Origin of the sequence: Ectobacillus ponti (genome assembly GCF_024294785.1) — a bacterium.
Taxonomy (GTDB): Bacteria; Bacillota; Bacilli; order Bacillales; family Bacillaceae_G; genus Ectobacillus; species Ectobacillus ponti.
In genome coordinates, this window is sequence record NZ_JANCLT010000005.1 from 35,009 (window position 1) to 53,838 (window position 18,830).

19 protein-coding genes are annotated in these 18,830 nt (G+C 50.5%); all 19 read left to right on the top strand.

The genetic code is table 11. The features are described from left to right. Window positions 1-17: 17 nt before the first annotated feature. The gene (gene nusA / locus NK662_RS10835; protein WP_254758955.1) at window positions 18-1,124 is read left to right on the top strand and encodes a transcription termination factor NusA; all 1,107 of its coding nucleotides are present in this window, start codon (window positions 18-20) and stop codon (window positions 1,122-1,124) included. Between the two features lie 12 nt (window positions 1,125-1,136). Continuing rightward, window positions 1,137-1,409, top strand: a complete 273-nt coding sequence (rnpM, locus tag NK662_RS10840) for an RNase P modulator RnpM (protein ID WP_254758956.1) — start codon at window positions 1,137-1,139, stop codon at window positions 1,407-1,409. Between the two features lie 12 nt (window positions 1,410-1,421). Then, the gene (locus NK662_RS10845; RefSeq protein ID WP_254759244.1) at window positions 1,422-1,721 is read left to right on the top strand and encodes a YlxQ family RNA-binding protein; all 300 of its coding nucleotides are present in this window, start codon (window positions 1,422-1,424) and stop codon (window positions 1,719-1,721) included. Between the two features lie 4 nt (window positions 1,722-1,725). Then, a complete protein-coding gene (infB, locus tag NK662_RS10850; protein ID WP_254758957.1) occupies window positions 1,726-3,825 on the top strand; it encodes a translation initiation factor IF-2 in 2,100 nt (699 codons plus the stop codon). Further along, window positions 3,822-4,100, top strand: a complete 279-nt coding sequence (locus tag NK662_RS10855) for a DUF503 domain-containing protein (protein WP_254758958.1) — start codon at window positions 3,822-3,824, stop codon at window positions 4,098-4,100. Before infB ends, NK662_RS10855 begins: the two co-directional genes overlap by 4 nt. A gap of 13 nt (window positions 4,101-4,113) precedes the next feature. Beyond that, window positions 4,114-4,473: a 30S ribosome-binding factor RbfA gene (rbfA, locus tag NK662_RS10860; protein ID WP_254758959.1), complete on the top strand. Its 360-nt coding sequence runs from the start codon at window positions 4,114-4,116 to the stop codon at window positions 4,471-4,473. A gap of 71 nt (window positions 4,474-4,544) precedes the next feature. Next, window positions 4,545-5,465 carry a tRNA pseudouridine(55) synthase TruB gene (truB, locus tag NK662_RS10865; RefSeq protein ID WP_254758960.1) on the top strand — a complete coding sequence of 307 codons (921 nt, stop codon included), beginning with the start codon at window positions 4,545-4,547 and terminating at the stop codon, window positions 5,463-5,465. Between the two features lie 43 nt (window positions 5,466-5,508). Continuing rightward, window positions 5,509-6,471 carry a bifunctional riboflavin kinase/FAD synthetase gene (gene ribF, locus NK662_RS10870; RefSeq protein WP_254758961.1) on the top strand — a complete coding sequence of 321 codons (963 nt, stop codon included), beginning with the start codon at window positions 5,509-5,511 and terminating at the stop codon, window positions 6,469-6,471. A gap of 107 nt (window positions 6,472-6,578) precedes the next feature. Beyond that, a complete protein-coding gene (gene rpsO / locus NK662_RS10875) occupies window positions 6,579-6,848 on the top strand; it encodes a 30S ribosomal protein S15 (protein WP_254758962.1) in 270 nt (89 codons plus the stop codon). Window positions 6,849-7,014: 166 nt separating this feature from the next. After that, complete coding sequence (pnp, locus tag NK662_RS10880; protein WP_254758963.1) at window positions 7,015-9,150, top strand: polyribonucleotide nucleotidyltransferase; 2,136 nt, start codon at window positions 7,015-7,017, stop codon at window positions 9,148-9,150. 75 nt (window positions 9,151-9,225) lie between these two features. Then, window positions 9,226-10,167 carry a polysaccharide deacetylase family protein gene (locus NK662_RS10885; protein WP_254758964.1) on the top strand — a complete coding sequence of 314 codons (942 nt, stop codon included), beginning with the start codon at window positions 9,226-9,228 and terminating at the stop codon, window positions 10,165-10,167. 93 nt (window positions 10,168-10,260) lie between these two features. Beyond that, window positions 10,261-11,505, top strand: coding sequence for a M16 family metallopeptidase (locus NK662_RS10890; RefSeq protein WP_254758965.1), 1,245 nt, complete (start codon window positions 10,261-10,263; stop codon window positions 11,503-11,505). Between the two features lie 57 nt (window positions 11,506-11,562). Continuing rightward, a complete protein-coding gene (locus tag NK662_RS10895) occupies window positions 11,563-11,811 on the top strand; it encodes a YlmC/YmxH family sporulation protein (RefSeq protein ID WP_254758966.1) in 249 nt (82 codons plus the stop codon). Window positions 11,812-11,967: 156 nt separating this feature from the next. Further along, window positions 11,968-12,867 carry a dipicolinic acid synthetase subunit A gene (gene dpaA / locus NK662_RS10900; RefSeq protein WP_254758967.1) on the top strand — a complete coding sequence of 300 codons (900 nt, stop codon included), beginning with the start codon at window positions 11,968-11,970 and terminating at the stop codon, window positions 12,865-12,867. Beyond that, the gene (locus NK662_RS10905; RefSeq protein WP_254758968.1) at window positions 12,864-13,463 is read left to right on the top strand and encodes a dipicolinate synthase subunit B; all 600 of its coding nucleotides are present in this window, start codon (window positions 12,864-12,866) and stop codon (window positions 13,461-13,463) included. Before dpaA ends, NK662_RS10905 begins: the two co-directional genes overlap by 4 nt. Window positions 13,464-13,592: 129 nt before the next feature. Further along, a complete protein-coding gene (gene asd / locus NK662_RS10910) occupies window positions 13,593-14,639 on the top strand; it encodes an aspartate-semialdehyde dehydrogenase (protein ID WP_254758969.1) in 1,047 nt (348 codons plus the stop codon). A 19-nt stretch (window positions 14,640-14,658) separates the two neighbouring features. After that, window positions 14,659-15,897: an aspartate kinase gene (gene dapG / locus NK662_RS10915; protein ID WP_254758970.1), complete on the top strand. Its 1,239-nt coding sequence runs from the start codon at window positions 14,659-14,661 to the stop codon at window positions 15,895-15,897. Between the two features lie 4 nt (window positions 15,898-15,901). Further along, entirely contained in the window at window positions 15,902-16,780 is an 879-nt protein-coding gene (gene dapA, locus NK662_RS10920; protein ID WP_254758971.1) for a 4-hydroxy-tetrahydrodipicolinate synthase, read from the top strand. A gap of 246 nt (window positions 16,781-17,026) precedes the next feature. Beyond that, complete coding sequence (locus NK662_RS10925) at window positions 17,027-18,697, top strand: ribonuclease J (protein ID WP_254758972.1); 1,671 nt, start codon at window positions 17,027-17,029, stop codon at window positions 18,695-18,697. Window positions 18,698-18,830: the final 133 nt, after the last annotated feature.

Genomic DNA, 18,830 nt, shown 5'->3' on the forward strand with positions numbered 1-18,830 from the left:
TCAGAAGGGGGATCACCATGAGCACTGAATTATTAGATGCTTTGCTCGTACTAGAAAAAGAAAAGGGCATCAGCAAGGAAATTATCATTGATGCGATTGAAGCGGCGCTTATCTCTGCCTACAAGCGCAACTTCAACCAGGCTCAAAACGTGCGGGTCAGCTTTAATCCGGAAGTCGGCAGCATTAAAGTGTTTGCCCGCAAGGATGTCGTTGACAGCGTGTTTGATCCGCGCCTGGAAATCTCAGAGGAGGAAGCGCGCCTCATCCACCCGAACTATCAGGTCGGCGATGTTGTGGAGCTTGAGGTCACGCCGAAGGATTTCGGCCGCATTGCCGCCCAGACGGCAAAGCAGGTGGTGACACAGCGTGTACGCGAAGCGGAACGGGGCGTCATCTACTCCGAGTTCATCGATCGCGAAGAAGATATTATGGTGGGAATCGTGCAGCGGCAGGATGCCCGCTACATTTATGTGAGCCTCGGCAAGGTAGAGGCCCTGCTGCCCGTCACAGAGCAAATGCCAAACGAGCATTATAAGCCGCATGACCGCATCCGTGTCTTTATTACAAAAGTGGAAAAAACAACAAAGGGGCCGCAAATTTTTGTATCCCGCACGCACCCTGGCTTGCTGAAGCGCCTGTTCGAGCTGGAGGTTCCGGAAATTTACGACGGAACAGTTGAAATCCGCTCGGTAGCCCGTGAAGCAGGCGACCGTTCCAAAATCTCTGTATACTCCGAGAATCCGGACGTAGATCCAGTCGGCTCCTGCGTGGGTCCGAAGGGACAGCGTGTGCAGCGCATTGTAAACGAACTGAAGGGCGAAAAAATCGACATCGTACGCTGGTCCGATGACCCTGTGGAATACGTGGCAAATGCCCTGAGCCCGTCACAGGTGGTGAAGGTGCTGGTCAATGAAGAGGAAAAGGCAACGACAGTGATTGTGCCGGATCACCAGCTTTCCCTGGCTATTGGCAAGCGCGGCCAAAATGCGCGTCTGGCTGCAAAGCTGACAGCATGGAAGATTGATATCAAGAGTGAGTCTGATGCAAGAAAGTCGGGCCTGCTGGCAGAGGAAGAGAAGCCTCAGCTTGATGTATTCTATTCTTTTGATGAAGATATGGAATAGGAGTGGCGCGGCATGAATAATCGAAAGGTTCCCATGCGCAAATGTGTGGCGACGCAGGAGATGAAGCCAAAGCGTGAATTGGTCCGGGTTGTCCGGTCCAAGGAAGGCGAGGTTTCGGTTGATATAACCGGCAAGAAATCCGGACGCGGGGCCTACCTGTCACTGAACAAGGAGTGCATTTTACAGGCGCAGAAAAAGCGGGTGCTGGAGCATCATTTGCACACACAAATCGATGCGGCCATTTACGAGCAGCTGCTGGCGCTGGCCGAAAAGGAGACAGTGTAGGTGGATAAGTGGATGTCTCTGCTCGGGTTGGCCAACCGGGCGCGCAAAATTATATCCGGTGAGGAGCTTGTATTGAAGGAGGTGCGAAGCGGCAAGGCAAAGCTTGTTTTGCTCGCGGGGGATGCCTCGGATAATACGAGAAAGCGTGTCACTGATAAAACAACGTATTACCATGTACCATTGCAGTATGTAGACAGCCGGCAGAACTTAGGGCATGCAATCGGGAGAGATGAGCGGGTAGTTGTGGCGGTGCTAGATGACGGCTTTGCCAAGAAGCTGCTTAGCATGCTCGATACAACTTATCGGGGGTGAAGGTATGAATAAAGTGCGAGTGCATGAATATGCAAAGCAGAAAAACGTATCCAGTAAAGATGTAATAACAAAACTAAAAGAAATGAACATAGAGGTCTCCAATCATATGGCAATGTTAGATGACGATGTAGTAGGTAAATTAGATAACCAGTATGCTCCGGAGGAACAGGGAGCGAAGCGTTCTATTGTAGATGAGTTTGAGGAAGAAGTATCCGAAGCGGTCGCAAACGTCGGCGGCAAGAAAAACAGCAACAAAAAGAAGAAGAAAAACCAGAACACGGCAACTGCCAACAACCGTTTCGCACCAGGGAAGCGCAACCAGCAGAAGCAGCCGCAGTCCAAAGACGCACCGACAAAGGTTGTGTTCAGCGGAAGTTTGTCAGTTGGCGAGCTTGCCAAGAAGGTAGGCCGCGAGCCATCTGAACTCATTAAGAAGCTGTTCATGCTTGGCATCATGGCTACCATCAACCAAGAGCTCGATAAAGACACAATTGAGCTGATTGCGGGCGAATACGGCCTGGAAGTGCAAGAGGAAGTTATCATCGACGAAACAAACTTTGAAACTTTCATTGACGAGCCGGATGCGCCTGAGATGCTGGAAGAGCGTCCGCCGGTTGTGACGATCATGGGACACGTTGACCATGGTAAAACAACCCTGCTGGACTCCATCCGCAACTCAAAGGTAACGGCTGGAGAAGCAGGCGGCATTACACAGCATATCGGTGCGTATCAGGTGGAAGTGAATGATAAGAAAATCACCTTCCTGGATACACCAGGCCACGCAGCCTTTACTACAATGCGTGCCCGTGGTGCACAAGTAACGGATATTACCATTCTGGTAGTTGCAGCAGACGACGGTGTGATGCCGCAAACAGTTGAGGCAATCAACCATGCGAAGGCTGCCGGGGTACCAATTATCGTGGCAGTGAATAAAATGGATAAGCCGTCTGCAAATCCTGACCGTGTTATGCAGGAGCTGACGGAGTATGCCTTAATTCCAGAAGCTTGGGGCGGCGACACCATCTTCGTGCCAATCTCTGCTTTGCAGGGAGAAGGAATTGACAACCTGCTGGAAATGATCCTTCTTGTCAGTGAAGTGGAAGAGTGGAAAGCGAATCCGCACCGCGCAGCGCTTGGCACAGTCATCGAAGCGCAGCTGGACAAAGGGAAAGGACCAATCGCGACGCTGCTTGTCCAAAATGGAACATTGCGCGTTGGCGATCCGATTGTAGTCGGCAGCACATTCGGCCGTGTGCGTGCAATGGTCAATGACCATGGACGCCGCATTAAAGAAGCGGGCCCATCCACGCCAATCGAAATTACAGGCTTGAACGATGTGCCGCAAGCGGGCGACCGTTTCATGGTATTCACAGACGAAAAGACAGCCCGCCAGGTCGGGGAAGCACGTTCTCAGCGCGCTGTCATGGAACAGCGTACAGACAAAGCGAAGCTGAGTCTGGAGGATTTGTTCCAGCAAATTCAGCAGGGTGAAGTGAAGGACATCAACCTGATTGTCAAGGCGGACGTACAAGGCTCTGTAGAGGCGCTTGCTGCAGCTCTGCAAAAAATTGAGGTTGAAGGCGTAAAGGTGAAAATTATCCACACCGGCGCCGGTGCCATCACAGAATCCGATATCATTCTGGCATCTGCATCCAACGCCATTGTTATCGGCTTCAACGTACGCCCTGATGTCAACGCAAAGCGTACGGCTGAAGTGGAGAATGTAGACGTTCGTCTGCACCGCATCATCTACAATGTAATTGAAGAGATAGAGTCTGCCATGAAGGGCATGCTGGATCCTGAGTATGAGGAGAAGGTGATCGGCCAGGCAGAGGTGCGCCAGACATTTAAGGTATCCAAGGTTGGCACGATTGCCGGCTGCTATGTCATTGACGGCAAAATCACACGTGACAGCAGCGTTCGTGTCATCCGTAACGGTGTAGTAGTATTTGAAGGAAAATTGGATACACTAAAACGCTATAAGGATGATGTAAAAGAAGTGGCACAAGGCTACGAGTGCGGTATTACTGTTGAAAAGTTCAACGATATTAAAGAACAGGATATCATTGAAGCCTATGTGATGCAGGAAATTGAGCGCAAGTGATTGGCTCCGTTTTCTGTGAATGCATCATCTATGACGCAGCCTCGCTGAAAGACAAGCGGGCTGTGCTGCAGCGCATCATAACCCGGCTGAAGCAGCGCTATAATGTAGCGGTCGCCGAAACCGGGTTTCAGGATGCCTGGCAGCGGACTGAAATAGCCATTGTGTCCGTTTCCTCCCATCGCGCGTCCTGTGAGCGCGAGCTGCAAAAAGCGCTGGAAATGATCGATTCCTTTCCGGAAATTGAGCGCACAGTGACGACGATGGAATGGCATTAGACGAGGTGATAGTATGAAGGTACGTGCAAACCGCGTGGGCGAGCAGATGAAAAAAGAACTGGGCGATATTATCGGCCGGAAAATCAAGGACCCGCGCATTGGCTTTGTAACTGTTACAGATGTGCAGGTCAGCGGAGACCTGCAGCTTGCCAAAGCCTATATTTCGATTTTGGGCGATGCAGAGCAGAGAGAGAACACACTGAAGGCGTTGGCAAAGGCAAAGGGCTTCATCCGTTCCGAAATCGGGCAGCGGATCCGCCTGCGCAAAACGCCGGAAATCTCTTTTGAATTTGATGAGTCCATTGATTATGGACACAGAATTGAAACGCTGCTTCATGAAATCAACAAGGACAGTCATGAGGCTGAGGAATAAAGGCGTATGGAAAATGGATAGACACTCGTCTATCCATTTTTTATGAGGAAATACACAGCGGAGGTGGAGCAATGGATGGAGTGTTGCTGTTAAATAAGCCAAAGGGCATGACCTCGCACGATTGCGTGTTCAAGGCCAGAAAAATATTGCGGGAGAAACGGATCGGCCATACGGGTACGCTGGACCCTGATGTTACGGGGGTGCTGCCTTTATGTATCGGCCGTGCCACCAAGATTGCGCAGTTTCTCACGAGCGAAACGAAAATATACGAGGGAGAAGTGACCATTGGCTTCTCTACGACAACAGAGGATGCGTCCGGAGAAATTGTGGAGCAAAAGGAGGTCAGCCGCACATTTTCACGCGCTGACATTCTGGATGTCCTCTCTTCACTGACAGGAACATTGCAGCAGATGCCGCCCATGTACTCTGCGGTGAAGGTAAATGGCAGGAAGCTGTACGAGTATGCCAGACAGGGCATAGAGGTGGAGCGTCCGGTGCGCACCATCACCATTCATCAATTTGAGCTGTTGGATGACCGTGAAGCCTTCACCGGCTCCCCCCTGTCATTCCGCTTTCGGGTGGCCTGCAGCAAAGGCACCTACGTGCGCACGCTGGCGGTCATGATTGGGGAAAGGTTGGGCTATCCGGCACACATGTCAGATTTGACCCGCACAGCATCCGGTATGTTCACACTCGCTCAATGCGTCACCCTGGCAGAACTGGAAGAACGCGCGGAGCAACAGAGTGTGCAGAACATCCTGCTGCCAATCGAACAGGCGCTTGCCGAATTTCCGCGCATTGACGTGGATGCGGAACAGGCCGACAAAGTCAAAAATGGTGCGTTCCTGCCGAATCATGATAAGATAGAGACGTATTGCACTGTCTTTGACCCGCATGGGGTCTGTTTGGCAATTTACGAGCCGCACCCGGCAAAGCAAGGATTGCTGAAGCCGCTGAAAGTTCTTGTGAATGATCAAGAATTGCAGCTATAATGAAGTATTGATAGGAGTATAAGAGAAAAAGGTGAAGCTGAGCGTGAAACTTGTCCATTTAACCCACCCGCCTGCGTGGAAACAGGAGGATATGCCGCCGACCGTTCTGGCGCTGGGCTATTTTGATGGTGTCCATCTGGGGCATCAGGAGGTCATCCGCACGGCGAAGCGAATTGCTGATGAATACGGCTGCCAGAGTGCGGTTATGACGTTTGCGCCGCATCCAGCTGTTGTGCTGCGGAATTCCGCGGTTCATATGAAGCACATTACACCGCTATGCGATAAAGAGCAGCAGATTGCCCGACTGGGAATAGATGTGCTGTACGTGGTAGAATTCAATAGGTCATTTGCCAATCTGCTTCCGCAGCAATTCGTTGATGCTTATATTATTGCGCTCAACGTAAAGCATGTGGTGGCAGGCTTTGACTTCACATATGGCCGTCTCGGAAAGGGAACAATGGAGACTATGCCATTCCATGCAAGAGGGGAGTTTACACAAAGCGTGATTGAAAAAGTGCAGCATGACGAAGAGAAGGTAAGTTCCACTTTATTGCGCCGCCTGATCAGCGAAGGGAAGATGGAGGAGCTGCTCCCGATTCTCGGCAGATATTATACCATTGCCGGCACAGTGGTGCACGGCGACAAGCGCGGCCGGCAAATTGGCTTTCCGACAGCCAATGTCGGCTTGACGGAGGACTATATGCTGCCGCCGACTGGGGTGTATGCGGTCCGCATGAAAGTGGAGGACGTCTGGTACAACGGGGTGTGTAACATCGGGTATAAACCAACATTTCAGCAGGATGAGAAAAAATTATCCATAGAAGTGCATTTGTTCGGTTTCGATCAGGATATTTATGGAGAAGATGTAGTTGTAGAGTGGCACACCCGCATCCGTTCGGAACAGCGGTTCAATGGCATTGCTGAGCTGGTGGCACAAATTCAGCGGGACAAAGAAACAGCCATGCAGTATTTTCAGCAAAATGAAGAATCTGCTTGCTTTTTCTAAAAAAAAGTAGTACTGTAATATATGTACTTTATTAGAACCATTGCTTGGCAGCGCGACTCACCGACGCCTGCTCGGTAACTGGGGATTACAATTAGGAGGTGAATAGGATGGCTATTCAACAAGAGCGTAAGAACGAAATTATTGCTCAGTACAAAACGCATGAATCTGACACTGGTTCACCAGAGGTACAGATTGCTGTCCTAACAGAGCAAATCAACGTACTAAACGAACATTTACGTACTCACAAGAAGGATCACCACTCACGCCGCGGTCTGTTGAAAATGGTTGGTAAGCGTCGTAACCTGCTTACTTACCTGCGCAACAAAGACATCACGCGTTACCGTGAACTGATCACGAAGCTTGGCTTGCGTCGATAATCGGAAAAAGCGGGAATCTTCCCGCTTTTTTATTAGGTAAAAATATTGTTTTCTTCCCCGAATCCGGTGATTTTAAATCGCGGTACTAGGGAAGGAATATATAATGATGAGTCTGCTTTTTTTACATACAAGCATATACATATCTTATATTGAGAGGGGTACTGAAATGGGTCAGGAAAAGCAAGTCTTCTCGACAGAACTTGCCGGCCGCCCGCTTGTGGTTGAAACCGGCCAGCTTGCGAAGCAGGCAAACGGCGCGGTGTTAGTCCGTTACGGCGACACGGTTGTTTTATCAACAGCAACAGCATCTAAAGAACCAAAGAACTTAAACTTCTTCCCGCTTACAGTGAATTACGAGGAGCGTTTGTACGCAGTCGGAAAAATTCCTGGAGGCTTCATTAAGCGCGAGGGCCGTCCAAGTGAGAAGGCCATCTTGGCGAGCCGCTTGATTGACCGTCCAATCCGCCCGCTGTTTGCGGATGGCTTCCGCAACGAAGTCCAGGTCATCAGCATGGTTATGAGTGTGGACCAGGATTGCTCTTCTGAAATTGCTGCAATGGTCGGTTCATCTCTGGCATTGTCCGTCTCCAATATTCCGTTTGAAGGACCGATTGCCGGTGTGATTGTTGGCCGTGTAAATGAAGAATTCATTATTAATCCGACAGTTGAACAGGCCGAGCAAAGCGATATCCACCTTGTGGTAGCCGGTACAAAGGATGCCATCAACATGGTAGAAGCCGGTGCCAACGAAGTGCCGGAGGAAGTCATGCTTGAGGCCATCATGTTTGGCCATGAGGAAATTAAGCGCCTGATTGCATTCCAAGAGGAGATTGTACAGGCAGTCGGCCAGGAGAAGATGGAGGTTGCGCTGTACGACGTAGACGCGGAGCTGGCGCAGGAAGTGCGCGAAATGGCGGAAGCGGATATCCTGTCTGCAGTCCAGGTGCATGAAAAGCATGCGCGTGAAGAAGCAATTACAGCAGTGAAAAAGCGTGTGCTGGCCCACTATGAAGAACAGGAAGCAGCACCGGAAACCATTTCACAAGTGAACGAAATGTTGTACCGCCTTGTGAAGGGCGAAGTACGCCGCCTGATCACAGTGGAGAAGGTGCGTCCGGATGGCCGCAAGGTGGATGAAATCCGTCCGCTGGCTTCTGAAATCGGCCTGCTGCCGCGCACACACGGATCAGGCATGTTCACACGCGGCCAGACACAGGCGCTCAGCGTGTGTACGCTCGGTGCACTTGGCGATGTGCAAATTTTGGATGGCCTTGGCATTGAAGAGTCCAAGCGCTTTATGCATCACTATAACTTCCCGTTGTTCAGCGTCGGTGAGACAGGTCCGATCCGTGGTCCGGGCCGCCGTGAAATTGGTCATGGTGCCCTCGGTGAGCGTGCGCTTGAGCCTATCATTCCATCTGAAAAGGACTTCCCATACACAGTCCGTCTGGTATCTGAAGTGCTGGAATCCAACGGTTCCACTTCACAGGCATCCATTTGCGCAAGCACGCTTGCACTCATGGACGCGGGTGTGCCGATTAAGGCGCCGGTGGCCGGTATTGCCATGGGTCTGGTTAAGTCCGGAGAGCACTATAGTGTACTGACGGACATCCAAGGCATGGAAGACCACCTCGGCGATATGGACTTTAAGGTAGCCGGAACGGCAAAAGGCGTAACCGCATTGCAAATGGATATCAAGATCGAAGGCTTGTCCCGTGAAATCCTGGAAGAGGCACTGCAGCAGGCGAAAATCGGCCGTATGCAAATTCTGGAGCACATGCTGTCCATTATCGACAAGCCGCGCAGCGAGCTGTCTCCATATGCGCCAAAGATTCTGATCATGACAATCAACCCTGACAAGATCCGTGACGTAATTGGGCCAAGCGGCAAACAAATCAATAAGATTATTGAGGAAACTGGCGTCAAGATTGACATTGAGCAGGATGGAACCATCTTCATCGCGTCTACCAATGAGGAGATGAACCAGAAGGCGAAGAAAATTATCGAGGATATTGTCCGTGAAGTGGAAGTGGGACAAGTGTACCTTGGTAAAGTAAAACGCATTGAAAAGTTCGGTGCCTTTGTAGAGCTCTTCACGGGCAAGGACGGCCTGATTCACATCTCTGAATTGGCTGAAGAGCGTGTCGGCAAGGTAGAAGATGTGGTGGCAATCGGTGATGACGTGCTTGTGAAGGTCATTGAGATTGACAAGCAGGGACGTGTCAACCTATCCCGCAAAGTCCTGTTGAAGGAACAGCGCGAAAAAGAGCAAAAAGCACAAGAAGCACAAGAGCAGCAATAAGAGCCGGGCATCCGGCTCTTATTTTTGTTCTATACTATAGACGGGGGACATAATGTGTTTTGAGGGGGTTGTCTGATGAAAAAATATATATCAGCTGGATTGATCCTTCTTATTGCCTTCGTCTTGGTACAGAACTCTTATACTGCTTCGTATCTGCAAACGATCAGAAGCACGGCTGCTTCCAAGTCTGTTTCTCCCTTATATGCAGAGATTCAGGAGAAGGCCAAGAAGTATTACATTCCTGCACAGGATGCAGTGGTGGATAAAGTGTGGAAGGCCACGCCCGGGTATAACGGCCGCCTGGTGGATGTACAGGCCTCCTACGAGAGCATGAAGAAGGGCAAGGTATTTGATGAGAACAAGCTCGTGTTCCAAGAGGTGAGGCCGAAGGTGCACCTGCAGGATTTGCCGCCTGCCCCCGTTTACCGCGGGCATCCGGATAAGAAAATGACGGCACTTACGGTAAATGTTGCCTGGGGAAACGAATATATCCCATCGATGTTAGAGATATTAAAAAAGCATAAGGTAAAAGCCACCTTCTTCTTGGAAGGACGTTGGGCCAAGGAGAATCCAAGTATGGCCAAAATGATTGCGGATGCCGGACAGGAGATCGGAAACCATTCGTATACACATCCCAATATGAAGCTGCTGTCAGCAGCGGCTATCCGTGAGCAGCTGTCCAAAACAAACGAAATTATTGAGGCAGCCACAAATCGCAAAGTGCGGTGGTTTGCTCCGCCAAGCGGCAGCTTTCGTGATGAAGTTGTCAGCATAGCAGATGAAATGGGAATGGGAACGATTATGTGGACTGTCGACACCATTGATTGGCAGCGGCCTGAGCCAAGTGTACTGCTTCAGCGGGTGCTTGGAAAGATGCATCCGGGAGCCATCGTGCTCATGCATCCAACCTCCTCCACGGCAAAATCACTGGATACCCTTATTGTCCAACTGAAGGAGAAAGGCTATCAGATTGGCACCGTATCTGCTTTATTGGATGAAAAACGGCTGGAACCGTGAGAATTACATGACATTGCTTCGTAAACTTGCTATGATTAGGAAATAGACAAACTGTCTGTTGTAACAAGATCACATGTCTTAGGAGGATGGCACTTGATTAATAAATATACATGCAGCAACGGAGTCCGCATTGTGTTTGAACACATTCCGACTGTGCGTTCCGCCGCCATTGGCGTTTGGATCCACACAGGCTCCCGCAATGAAAATGAGATAAATAACGGCATTTCCCATTTCTTGGAGCACATGTTCTTTAAGGGGACGGCATCCCGCTCAGCCCGCGAAATTGCGGAGTCCTTCGACAGCATCGGCGGACAGGTGAATGCCTTCACTTCCAAGGAATACACCTGCTATTACGCAAAGGTGCTGGATGAGCATGCGGAATATGCTCTTGAGATCCTGGCAGACATGTTTTTCAACTCCACCTTTGTAGAAGAGGAATTGGAAAAGGAAAAGAACGTGGTGTACGAGGAAATCAAGATGTATGAGGATACACCCGATGATATCGTCCATGATATCCTGACGAAAATTACATATGAAAACCACCCGCTGGGATATCCAATCCTTGGCACAGAGGATACCTTGGCGACTTTTACAGGAGATACACTCCGACAGTACATCAAGGATCACTACACGCCGGAAAATGTCGTCATCTCCATTGCCGGAAATGTGCCGGAATCCTTTATGAAGGCTGTAGAGGGATATTTTGGCCACTATCAGGGAACAACGAACAAGCAGCAAATACATAAGCCGGAGTTTCATTTCAACCGTTCTGCCCGCAAGAAGGAAACAGAGCAGGCCCATCTTTGCCTTGGCTATAAGGGGCTGAGTGTGGGAGACGAGAATGTGTATGATTTAATCGTGCTGAATAATATTCTAGGCGGCAGCATGAGCAGCAGACTGTTCCAGGAAGTGCGTGAACAGCGCGGTTTGGCTTACTCTGTGTTCTCCTATCATTCCTCCTATGAGGATACGGGAATGATGACGATCTATGCGGGAACAGGCAGCCAGCAACTGGATACGCTGTATGAAACAGTCCAGCAAACACTGGCGCAGCTGAAGGACACGGGCATCACAGAGAAGGAATTGAAGAACAGCAAGGAACAGCTGAAGGGGAACCTTATGCTGAGCCTGGAGAGCACAAACAGCCGGATGAGCCGCAACGGAAAAAATGAATTGCTGCTCGGCAAGCATCGCTCACTCGATGAAATTATTGAAAGCATTAATGATGTCACCAAGCAAAAAGTGGATGCACTGATTCGCCGTACCTTTACAGATGAATTTTCTGTTTCTCTGATTTCGCCTGCAGGGGAACTGCCGAAAGCCCTTGCCTACAAGTAATCTTGTAGGCATTTTTTGATGGGACTGGGCATACGTGTAAGTACGGGGGTGAGGAGCTTGCGGCTGAGTGAACTGAGCGGGAAGGAAATTGTGGATTTGCAGCGGGCGGAACGGATGGGGGTGCTGGGACAGGCCGATCTGGAAATTGATGAAACAGATGGCCGGATTCATGCGTTGATTATTCCGTTGGGGAAATGGAATGCGTTCAAGCGTCCGCAACAGGAAGTGCGGGTTTCCTGGAATCGCATACGCAAGGTTGGGCAGGACATGATTATCTTTGATTTGTCTGACAGTCCATTGGATTGAGAAAAGACGAAGAAGCCACAGGGCTTCTTCGTCTTTTTTCATGCAGACGTATCACCCACCTTCCCGCTTTGACATATGATGTGGAGGAAAACAGCGAGATAGGCGAATTTCTTATATGACTTCATGAGCTCAAGAAAGAAGAAGGTGAAGCACGATATGTTAACGAATATGCACGTGGCAGTGGTCGGCGGAGATGCACGGCAGCTCGAGGTGATCCGCAAGCTGATTGAGTTGGATGCGAAGCTCTCGCTGGTCGGCTTCGACCAGCTGGACCATGGATTCACCGGCGCATCCAAGGAGCAAATTCAAACGTTGGACTTTTCTTCGCTTGATGCAATGATTCTGCCAGTGGCGGGAACAAATGCGGAGGGCGGGGTTGATACTATTTTTTCAAATCAGAAGGTAGTGCTGACCAAGGAACAGATTGAACAGACGCCTGCTCATTTTACTATCTTCTCAGGCATCAGCAATGCATACTTAGACAGCTTGGCAGCCTCCACAAACCGCAAGCTGATCCGGCTGTTTGAGCGTGATGATGTAGCCATTTACAACTCGATTCCGACCGTGGAAGGAACGATTATGATGGTGATTCAGCATACGGATTATACCATTCACGGATCGCGTGTCGTTGTGCTTGGCTTTGGCCGCACCGGGATGAGCGTTGCCCGAACCTTCCACGCACTCGGCGCAAATGTCCGGGTTGGCGCGCGGCGCTCGGAGCATCTGGCCCGCATCAGTGAAATGGTCATGGTGCCGTTCCATATGAACGACATTGAGAAGGAAGTGCAGAATGCGGACGTTGTCATTAATACCATTCCGCATCAGGTGGTGACGGCAAGCGTCATTTCGAAAATGCCGGCCCATACCTTAATCATTGATTTGGCCTCCAAGCCTGGCGGAACGGACTTCCGTTATGCCGAGAAACGCGGCATCAAAGCCTTCCTGGCTCCCGGTCTTCCCGGTATTGTAGCCCCGAAAACTGCCGGGCAGATTTTGGCAAATGTATTATCTTCCCTCTTGCAGGATTTGCGATTGAGAAAGGAGACAACAGCATGAGCTTAAAAGGAAAACGTATCGGATTTGGATTTACAGGATCGCATTGCACCTATGAGGAAGTGATGCCGTATCTGCAGCAGCTTGTGGATGAAGGAGCAGAGGTGCGGCCGGTTGTATCCTACACGCTGAAACATACAAACACCCGTTTCGGAGAAGGAGAAGAGTGGATCAAGAAAATTGAAGCCATTACAGGCTTTACGGCTATTGACAGTATTGTCGGCGCAGAGCCGCTTGGACCGAAAATTCCGCTTGATGTCATGGTCATCGCCCCAATGACAGGCAATTCCATGAGCAAGCTCGCCAACGCGATGACAGATTCCCCTGTGCTCATGGCTGCCAAAGCCACCCTGCGCAATTGCAAACCGGTTGTGTTGGCCATTTCCACAAACGATGCCCTTGGGCTGAATGGCGTGAACCTGATGCGCCTGATGGCAACGAAAAACATATACTTTGCCCCGTTCGGCCAGGATGCCCCGGATAAGAAGCCGAACTCCATGGTGGCGCGAATGGAGCTGCTGCGGGACACAATTACAGCAGCACTTGAGGGCAAGCAGCTTCAGCCTGTCATTGTAGAAAAATACCGCTATATGAATTAATACTCATCTTAAGAAATATTTTTTCGAAAAAAGTCGTTATTCCTGCGCTACATTATGATAAAATTGTTCTATTAAAAAGATGGAGCGGGTAACCTCCATCTTTTTCCAAAGTCAGAAAGGGGCATAGTGATGGAAAAGAAGCAATCTTTTCATGTCGCTGTAGTTGGAGCAACCGGCGCAGTAGGAGAACAAATGTTACAAACGTTAGAAAGCCGTAACTTCCCAATGGAGAAGTTAACGCTTTTGTCATCTAAACGTTCTGCAGGAAAGACCATCGTATTTAAAGGCCAAGAGTTAACGGTACAGGAGGCGACACCGGAAAGCTTCGAAGGTGTGGATATTGCCCTGTTCAGCGCAGGCGGTTCTGTATCCAAGGCGCTGGCCCCCGAGGCGGCGAAACGCGGCGCGATTGTAGTGGATAACACAAGTGCATTCCGTATGGATGAGCATACACCGCTTGTCGTTCCTGAAGTGAACGAAGCTGACTTACAGACACATAATGGCATTATTGCCAATCCAAACTGTTCCACGATTCAGATGGTGGTGGCACTCGAGCCGATCCGCCAGCAATACGGCCTGAAAAAGGTCATCGTTTCCACATATCAAGCTGTGTCCGGCGCGGGAGCCGCTGCGGTTCAAGAACTGCACAATCAAGCGCGCGCCATGCTGAACGGGGAGCAGCCGGAGGCGGACATTCTGCCTGTGGGCGCATTAGATAAGCATTATCCGATTGCGTTCAATGCCATTCCGCAAATTGATAAGTTTGAGGATAACGGCTTTACATTTGAAGAAATGAAGATGATTAACGAGACGAAGAAAATCATGCACATGCCCGAGCTGGAAGTAGCCGCAACATGCGTGCGTCTGCCTGTTGTAGCCGGCCATTCTGAATCTGTTTATATTGAAATAGAGCAGGAAGGCGTAACAGCTGATGAGCTGCGTGCTTTGCTGGCAAACGCTGAGGGGATTGTACTGCAGGATAATCCGGCAGAGCAGGAGTACCCGATGCCGTTATACGCAGCCGGCAAGAATGATGTATTCGTGGGCCGAATCCGCAAAGACTTGAATAACGACAAAGGCTTCCACCTGTGGATCGTATCCGATAACCTGCTGAAGGGCGCTGCCTGGAATTCTGTACAAATTGCAGAGCGTTTGGTGAAGCTTGGGCTAGTGTGACATCTAAAGAGGTGCAAACATGAAGATTATTGTACAAAAATTTGGCGGTACATCCGTGCGGGATGCGAACGGACGGAAGCATGCGCTGAAGCATATTTCACGGGCATTAGAAGAAGGCTATAAGGTGGTATGTGTCGTATCGGCCATGGGCCGCAAAGGCGAGCCTTATGCGACAGATACGCTGCTGGGCCTTGTGGGAGGCAAACACTCTTCCATTTCCAAGCGCGAGCAGGATTTGCTGATGGGCTGCGGCGAGCTCATTTCCGCAGTTGTGTTTTCCAACATGCTGAATGAGTGTGGCCTGGAGGCGACGGCGTTGACCGGGGCGCAGGCCGGCTTTTTGACAAATGAAGAATTCACAAATGCACGCATTCTGGAAATGAAGTGCGACCGGATTACGGAAATGCTGCAGGACTATGACGTAATCGTGGTGGCCGGCTTTCAGGGGCAGACAAGAGACGGCGATGTCACGACATTGGGGCGCGGCGGCAGCGATACCTCCGCCTCGGCCCTCGGCGTCGCGCTCGGGGCGGAATACATTGACATTTTCACCGACGTAGAGGGTGTGATGACAGCGGATCCGCGCATTGTAAAGGACGCCCGTCCTCTTGATGTGGTGACCTACAATGAAATTTGCAATATGGCCTACCAGGGTGCGAAAGTCATCCATCCGCGTGCCGTGGAGATTGCGATGCACGCCAAAGTGCCGATTCGAGTCCGCTCCACCTATTCTGACAATACCGGTACGCTGGTGACGGCTTATGACGGAGCGGTCAGGGGCGGAGATGTGCAGGAGCATTTGGTGACGGGGATTGCCCATGTTTCCAACGTCACGCAAATTAAGGTGCTGGCAAAAGACGGCCCTTACGATTTACAGGCACAGGTCTTTAAGGAAATGGCAAAGGAAAAGATCAGCGTGGACTTTATCAATATCTCGCCGACAGGTGTCGCATATACTGTCAGCGATGATGTTGCGGACCACGCGGTTGGCGTGCTGCGCAGCATTGGCTATGAGCCGATCGTAACCCGCCATTGTGCCAAGGTGTCCATTGTGGGCGCCGGCATTACAGGTGTACCGGGCATTACATCCAAGATTGTGACGGCATTGTCTGAAAAAGGGATTCAAATTTTACAATCCGCTGACAGCTACACGACGATCTGGGTGCTCGTCCGGGAAAGCGACATGGTTGAGGCTGTGAATGCCCTGCATGACGCGTTTCATTTCTCTGCCACTGAGCAGGCGGAGTATAAGGAGTGAAAGCATGATTGATTTTGGTACAGTTGCCACGGCGATGATTACGCCGTTTGATAAAAATGATAATGTAGACTTTGCGAAAACAACACAATTGGTGAATTACCTGATTGAAAACGGAACGACCGCCCTGGTTGTGGCAGGTACAACAGGTGAATCTCCAACGCTGACAACAGAGGAAAAGGTGGCGCTGTTCCGCCATGTTGTGCAGGTGGCAGCCGGCCGTGTACCGGTTGTAGCCGGTACCGGCAACAACAATACACAGGCTTCCATCGAGCTGACAAAGAAGGCAGAGGAAGCTGGTGTGGATGCGGTCATGCTGGTTGCGCCGTATTATAACAAACCGAATCAAGAAGGGCTGTATCAGCACTTCAAGACCATCGCAGAAAGCACAGAACTGCCGGTTATGCTGTACAATATCCCCGGCCGCTCTGTTGTTACGATGTCTCCTGACACAATCGCCCGTCTCGCACAGCTTCCAAATGTAGTGGCCTTGAAGGATGCGGGCGGAGATGTATTGGCCATGACAGAGGTGATTGAGAAAACCGATGACTCCTTCATGGTATACAGCGGTGATGACGGTCTTACATTGCCGGCTATGGCAATCGGTGCAAAGGGCGTCATCTCTGTTGCTTCCCACGTAATCGGCAATGAATTGCAGGAGATGATTGCGGCATTTCAGGCCGGTGATTTCGGCAAGGCGCAAAAGCTGCATCAGCTCGTGCTTCGGATTACAAAGGCCCTCTTCATGGCCCCGAATCCGACACCAGTGAAAACAGCACTGCAAATGCGCGGCCTGGATGTTGGTTCGGTGCGGCTGCCGCTTGTTCCGCTGACAGAAGAGGAGCGCCAGCGCCTGTACGCGGTACTGCAAACCATCTCACATTAACAAAAACCCGGTCCTGGACCGGGTTTTTCTGTTCTTTGCCTTTGCCGCCAGATTGCTTCCTGCAATGGGTATATCCACGTAAGCGCCCCCCAAAAACAGCATTTTTCATGCAGAGAGAGACACGCGCGGCTTAGCTGGACATTCCTCCTTTGCTAGAATTTCGCTTGTATTCTATTTCTTGTATCATGTATAATAGCCCTAAGTGACTTAGTACGGGTATGCACAGCACAAGTAGGAGGCTAAGAAGTGAGAGAGACAGAATCACAATCGATAAAAGTATTTGCCCTCGGCGGCGTGGGGGAAATCGGGAAGAACATGTATGTCGTGGAAGTGGACTCCGATATCTTTGTCGTAGATGCGGGGCTTATGTTTCCGGAAGACGAAATGTTCGGAATAGACATTGTAATACCGGACATCACCTATTTAGAAGAGAACAAGGACCGCGTGCGCGCGCTCTTTTTAACACATGGACATGAAGATCATATTGGCGGTATTTCGTACATACTCAGAAAATTATCCGTGCCTGTATATGGAACTCGTTTAACACTAGGTCTCGTGGAGGACAAGCTGAGCGAAGCGGGTCTTCTCGGACGCGTCACTTTAAAAACCATTGATGCGAACTCCATCATAGAGTTCAACCATGCCACTGTATCCTTCTTCCGTACCACCCACAGCATCCCGGATGCAGTAGGGGTGTGCGTCCACACGTCCCAAGGGGCTGTTGTATATACAGGCGACTTCAAGTTTGACCAGACACCGGTGGACCGCTACGGCTCAGATATGGGGAAAATGGCACAGCTTGGAAATGAAGGTGTGCTTTGTCTGTTATCTGACAGCACCAATGCGGAGCGTCCGGGATTCACCGGCTCCGAAAAGGCAGTCGGGGTAGAAATCTCCAAAGTCGTTTACAGTGCGGAAGGACGTGTAATTGTAGCTTCTTTCGCTTCCAATGTCCATCGTTTGCAGCAGGTGTTTGATGCATCCTATGAGCATGGACGCAAGGTCGCGGTGGTTGGCCGAAGCATGGTGAAGGTCGTGGATATCGCCCGGAATCTTGGGTACTTGCATATTCCGGACGGCATGCTGATTTCACCGCAGGATATCGAAAACTACCCGGAGCGCCAGATCACCGTTCTGACGACGGGAAGCCAAGGAGAACCAATGGCGGCACTGTCCCGGATGGCCAAGAATGCCCACAAGCAGGTTACCATCCGCAAAGGGGACACGGTCATCATCGCTGCTTCCCCTATCCCTGGGAATGAAACTTCGGTTTCAAAAACAATTGACCTTCTGTTCCGCGCAGGAGCCAATGTTGTCTACTATGGCGAAAAGAAAATTCACGTATCAGGGCATGGCAGCCAGGAAGAGCTGAAGCTGATGCTGAATCTGATGCGCCCGAAATACTTCCTGCCGGTGCACGGCGAGTTTCGCATGCAAAAGGCACATGCGCGTTTGGCACAGGATGTCGGAATTGACCGCGACCGTATTTTCATTGTGGAAAAGGGCGATGTTATAGGCTTCCGTGACGGAATTGCCCAAACCGGAACAAGAGTGCAAGCGGGAAATATTCTCATCGATGGGCTTGGTGTGGGAGATGTCGGCAATATTGTGCTGCGTGACCGCAAGCTCTTATCACAAGATGGAATTCTGGTAGTCGTCATTACCCTCAGCAAAGAAGCGAAGCGCATCATTTCCGGGCCAGAAATTATTTCTCGCGGCTTTGTATATGTGAGGGAGTCCGAACAACTCATTGACCATTCCACGAAGCTGGTTCGGGAAATTGTGGAGCAGTCCATTAAGGAATACTCCATTGAGTGGTCCACGCTCAAGCAAAGTGTGCGTGATGCCCTTGGGCAGTTCCTGTTTGAAAAAACAAAACGCCGCCCGATGATTTTGCCAATCATTATGGAAGTATAAAATAGATAAAAAGCTGATTCCAATGTTTCGGAGTCAGCTTTTTTCTTGTTGTCCAGCTGCGGGGGGCAGTCGGACCCCCTTCACTTTTCTTAGTTCGCATGAAAACGGCGTGTTTACAGATACTAGTGCTATA

What these genes read in the sequence shown, in the direction of transcription:
- rpsO (WP_254758962.1), top strand. Translation starts at nt 6,579, where the DNA reads ATGGCTATTCAACAAGAGCGTAAGAACGAAATTATTGCTCAGTACAAA.
- truB (WP_254758960.1), top strand. Translation starts at nt 4,545, where the DNA reads ATGGATGGAGTGTTGCTGTTAAATAAGCCAAAGGGCATGACCTCGCAC.
- rnpM (WP_254758956.1), top strand. Translation starts at nt 1,137, where the DNA reads ATGAATAATCGAAAGGTTCCCATGCGCAAATGTGTGGCGACGCAGGAG.
- NK662_RS10845 (WP_254759244.1), top strand. Translation starts at nt 1,422, where the DNA reads ATGTCTCTGCTCGGGTTGGCCAACCGGGCGCGCAAAATTATATCCGGT.
- rbfA (WP_254758959.1), top strand. Translation starts at nt 4,114, where the DNA reads ATGAAGGTACGTGCAAACCGCGTGGGCGAGCAGATGAAAAAAGAACTG.
- dpaA (WP_254758967.1), top strand. Translation starts at nt 11,968, where the DNA reads ATGTTAACGAATATGCACGTGGCAGTGGTCGGCGGAGATGCACGGCAG.
- nusA (WP_254758955.1), top strand. Translation starts at nt 18, where the DNA reads ATGAGCACTGAATTATTAGATGCTTTGCTCGTACTAGAAAAAGAAAAG.
- NK662_RS10905 (WP_254758968.1), top strand. Translation starts at nt 12,864, where the DNA reads ATGAGCTTAAAAGGAAAACGTATCGGATTTGGATTTACAGGATCGCAT.
- infB (WP_254758957.1), top strand. Translation starts at nt 1,726, where the DNA reads ATGAATAAAGTGCGAGTGCATGAATATGCAAAGCAGAAAAACGTATCC.
- asd (WP_254758969.1), top strand. Translation starts at nt 13,593, where the DNA reads ATGGAAAAGAAGCAATCTTTTCATGTCGCTGTAGTTGGAGCAACCGGC.
- dapA (WP_254758971.1), top strand. Translation starts at nt 15,902, where the DNA reads ATGATTGATTTTGGTACAGTTGCCACGGCGATGATTACGCCGTTTGAT.
- dapG (WP_254758970.1), top strand. Translation starts at nt 14,659, where the DNA reads ATGAAGATTATTGTACAAAAATTTGGCGGTACATCCGTGCGGGATGCG.
- pnp (WP_254758963.1), top strand. Translation starts at nt 7,015, where the DNA reads ATGGGTCAGGAAAAGCAAGTCTTCTCGACAGAACTTGCCGGCCGCCCG.
- NK662_RS10885 (WP_254758964.1), top strand. Translation starts at nt 9,226, where the DNA reads ATGAAAAAATATATATCAGCTGGATTGATCCTTCTTATTGCCTTCGTC.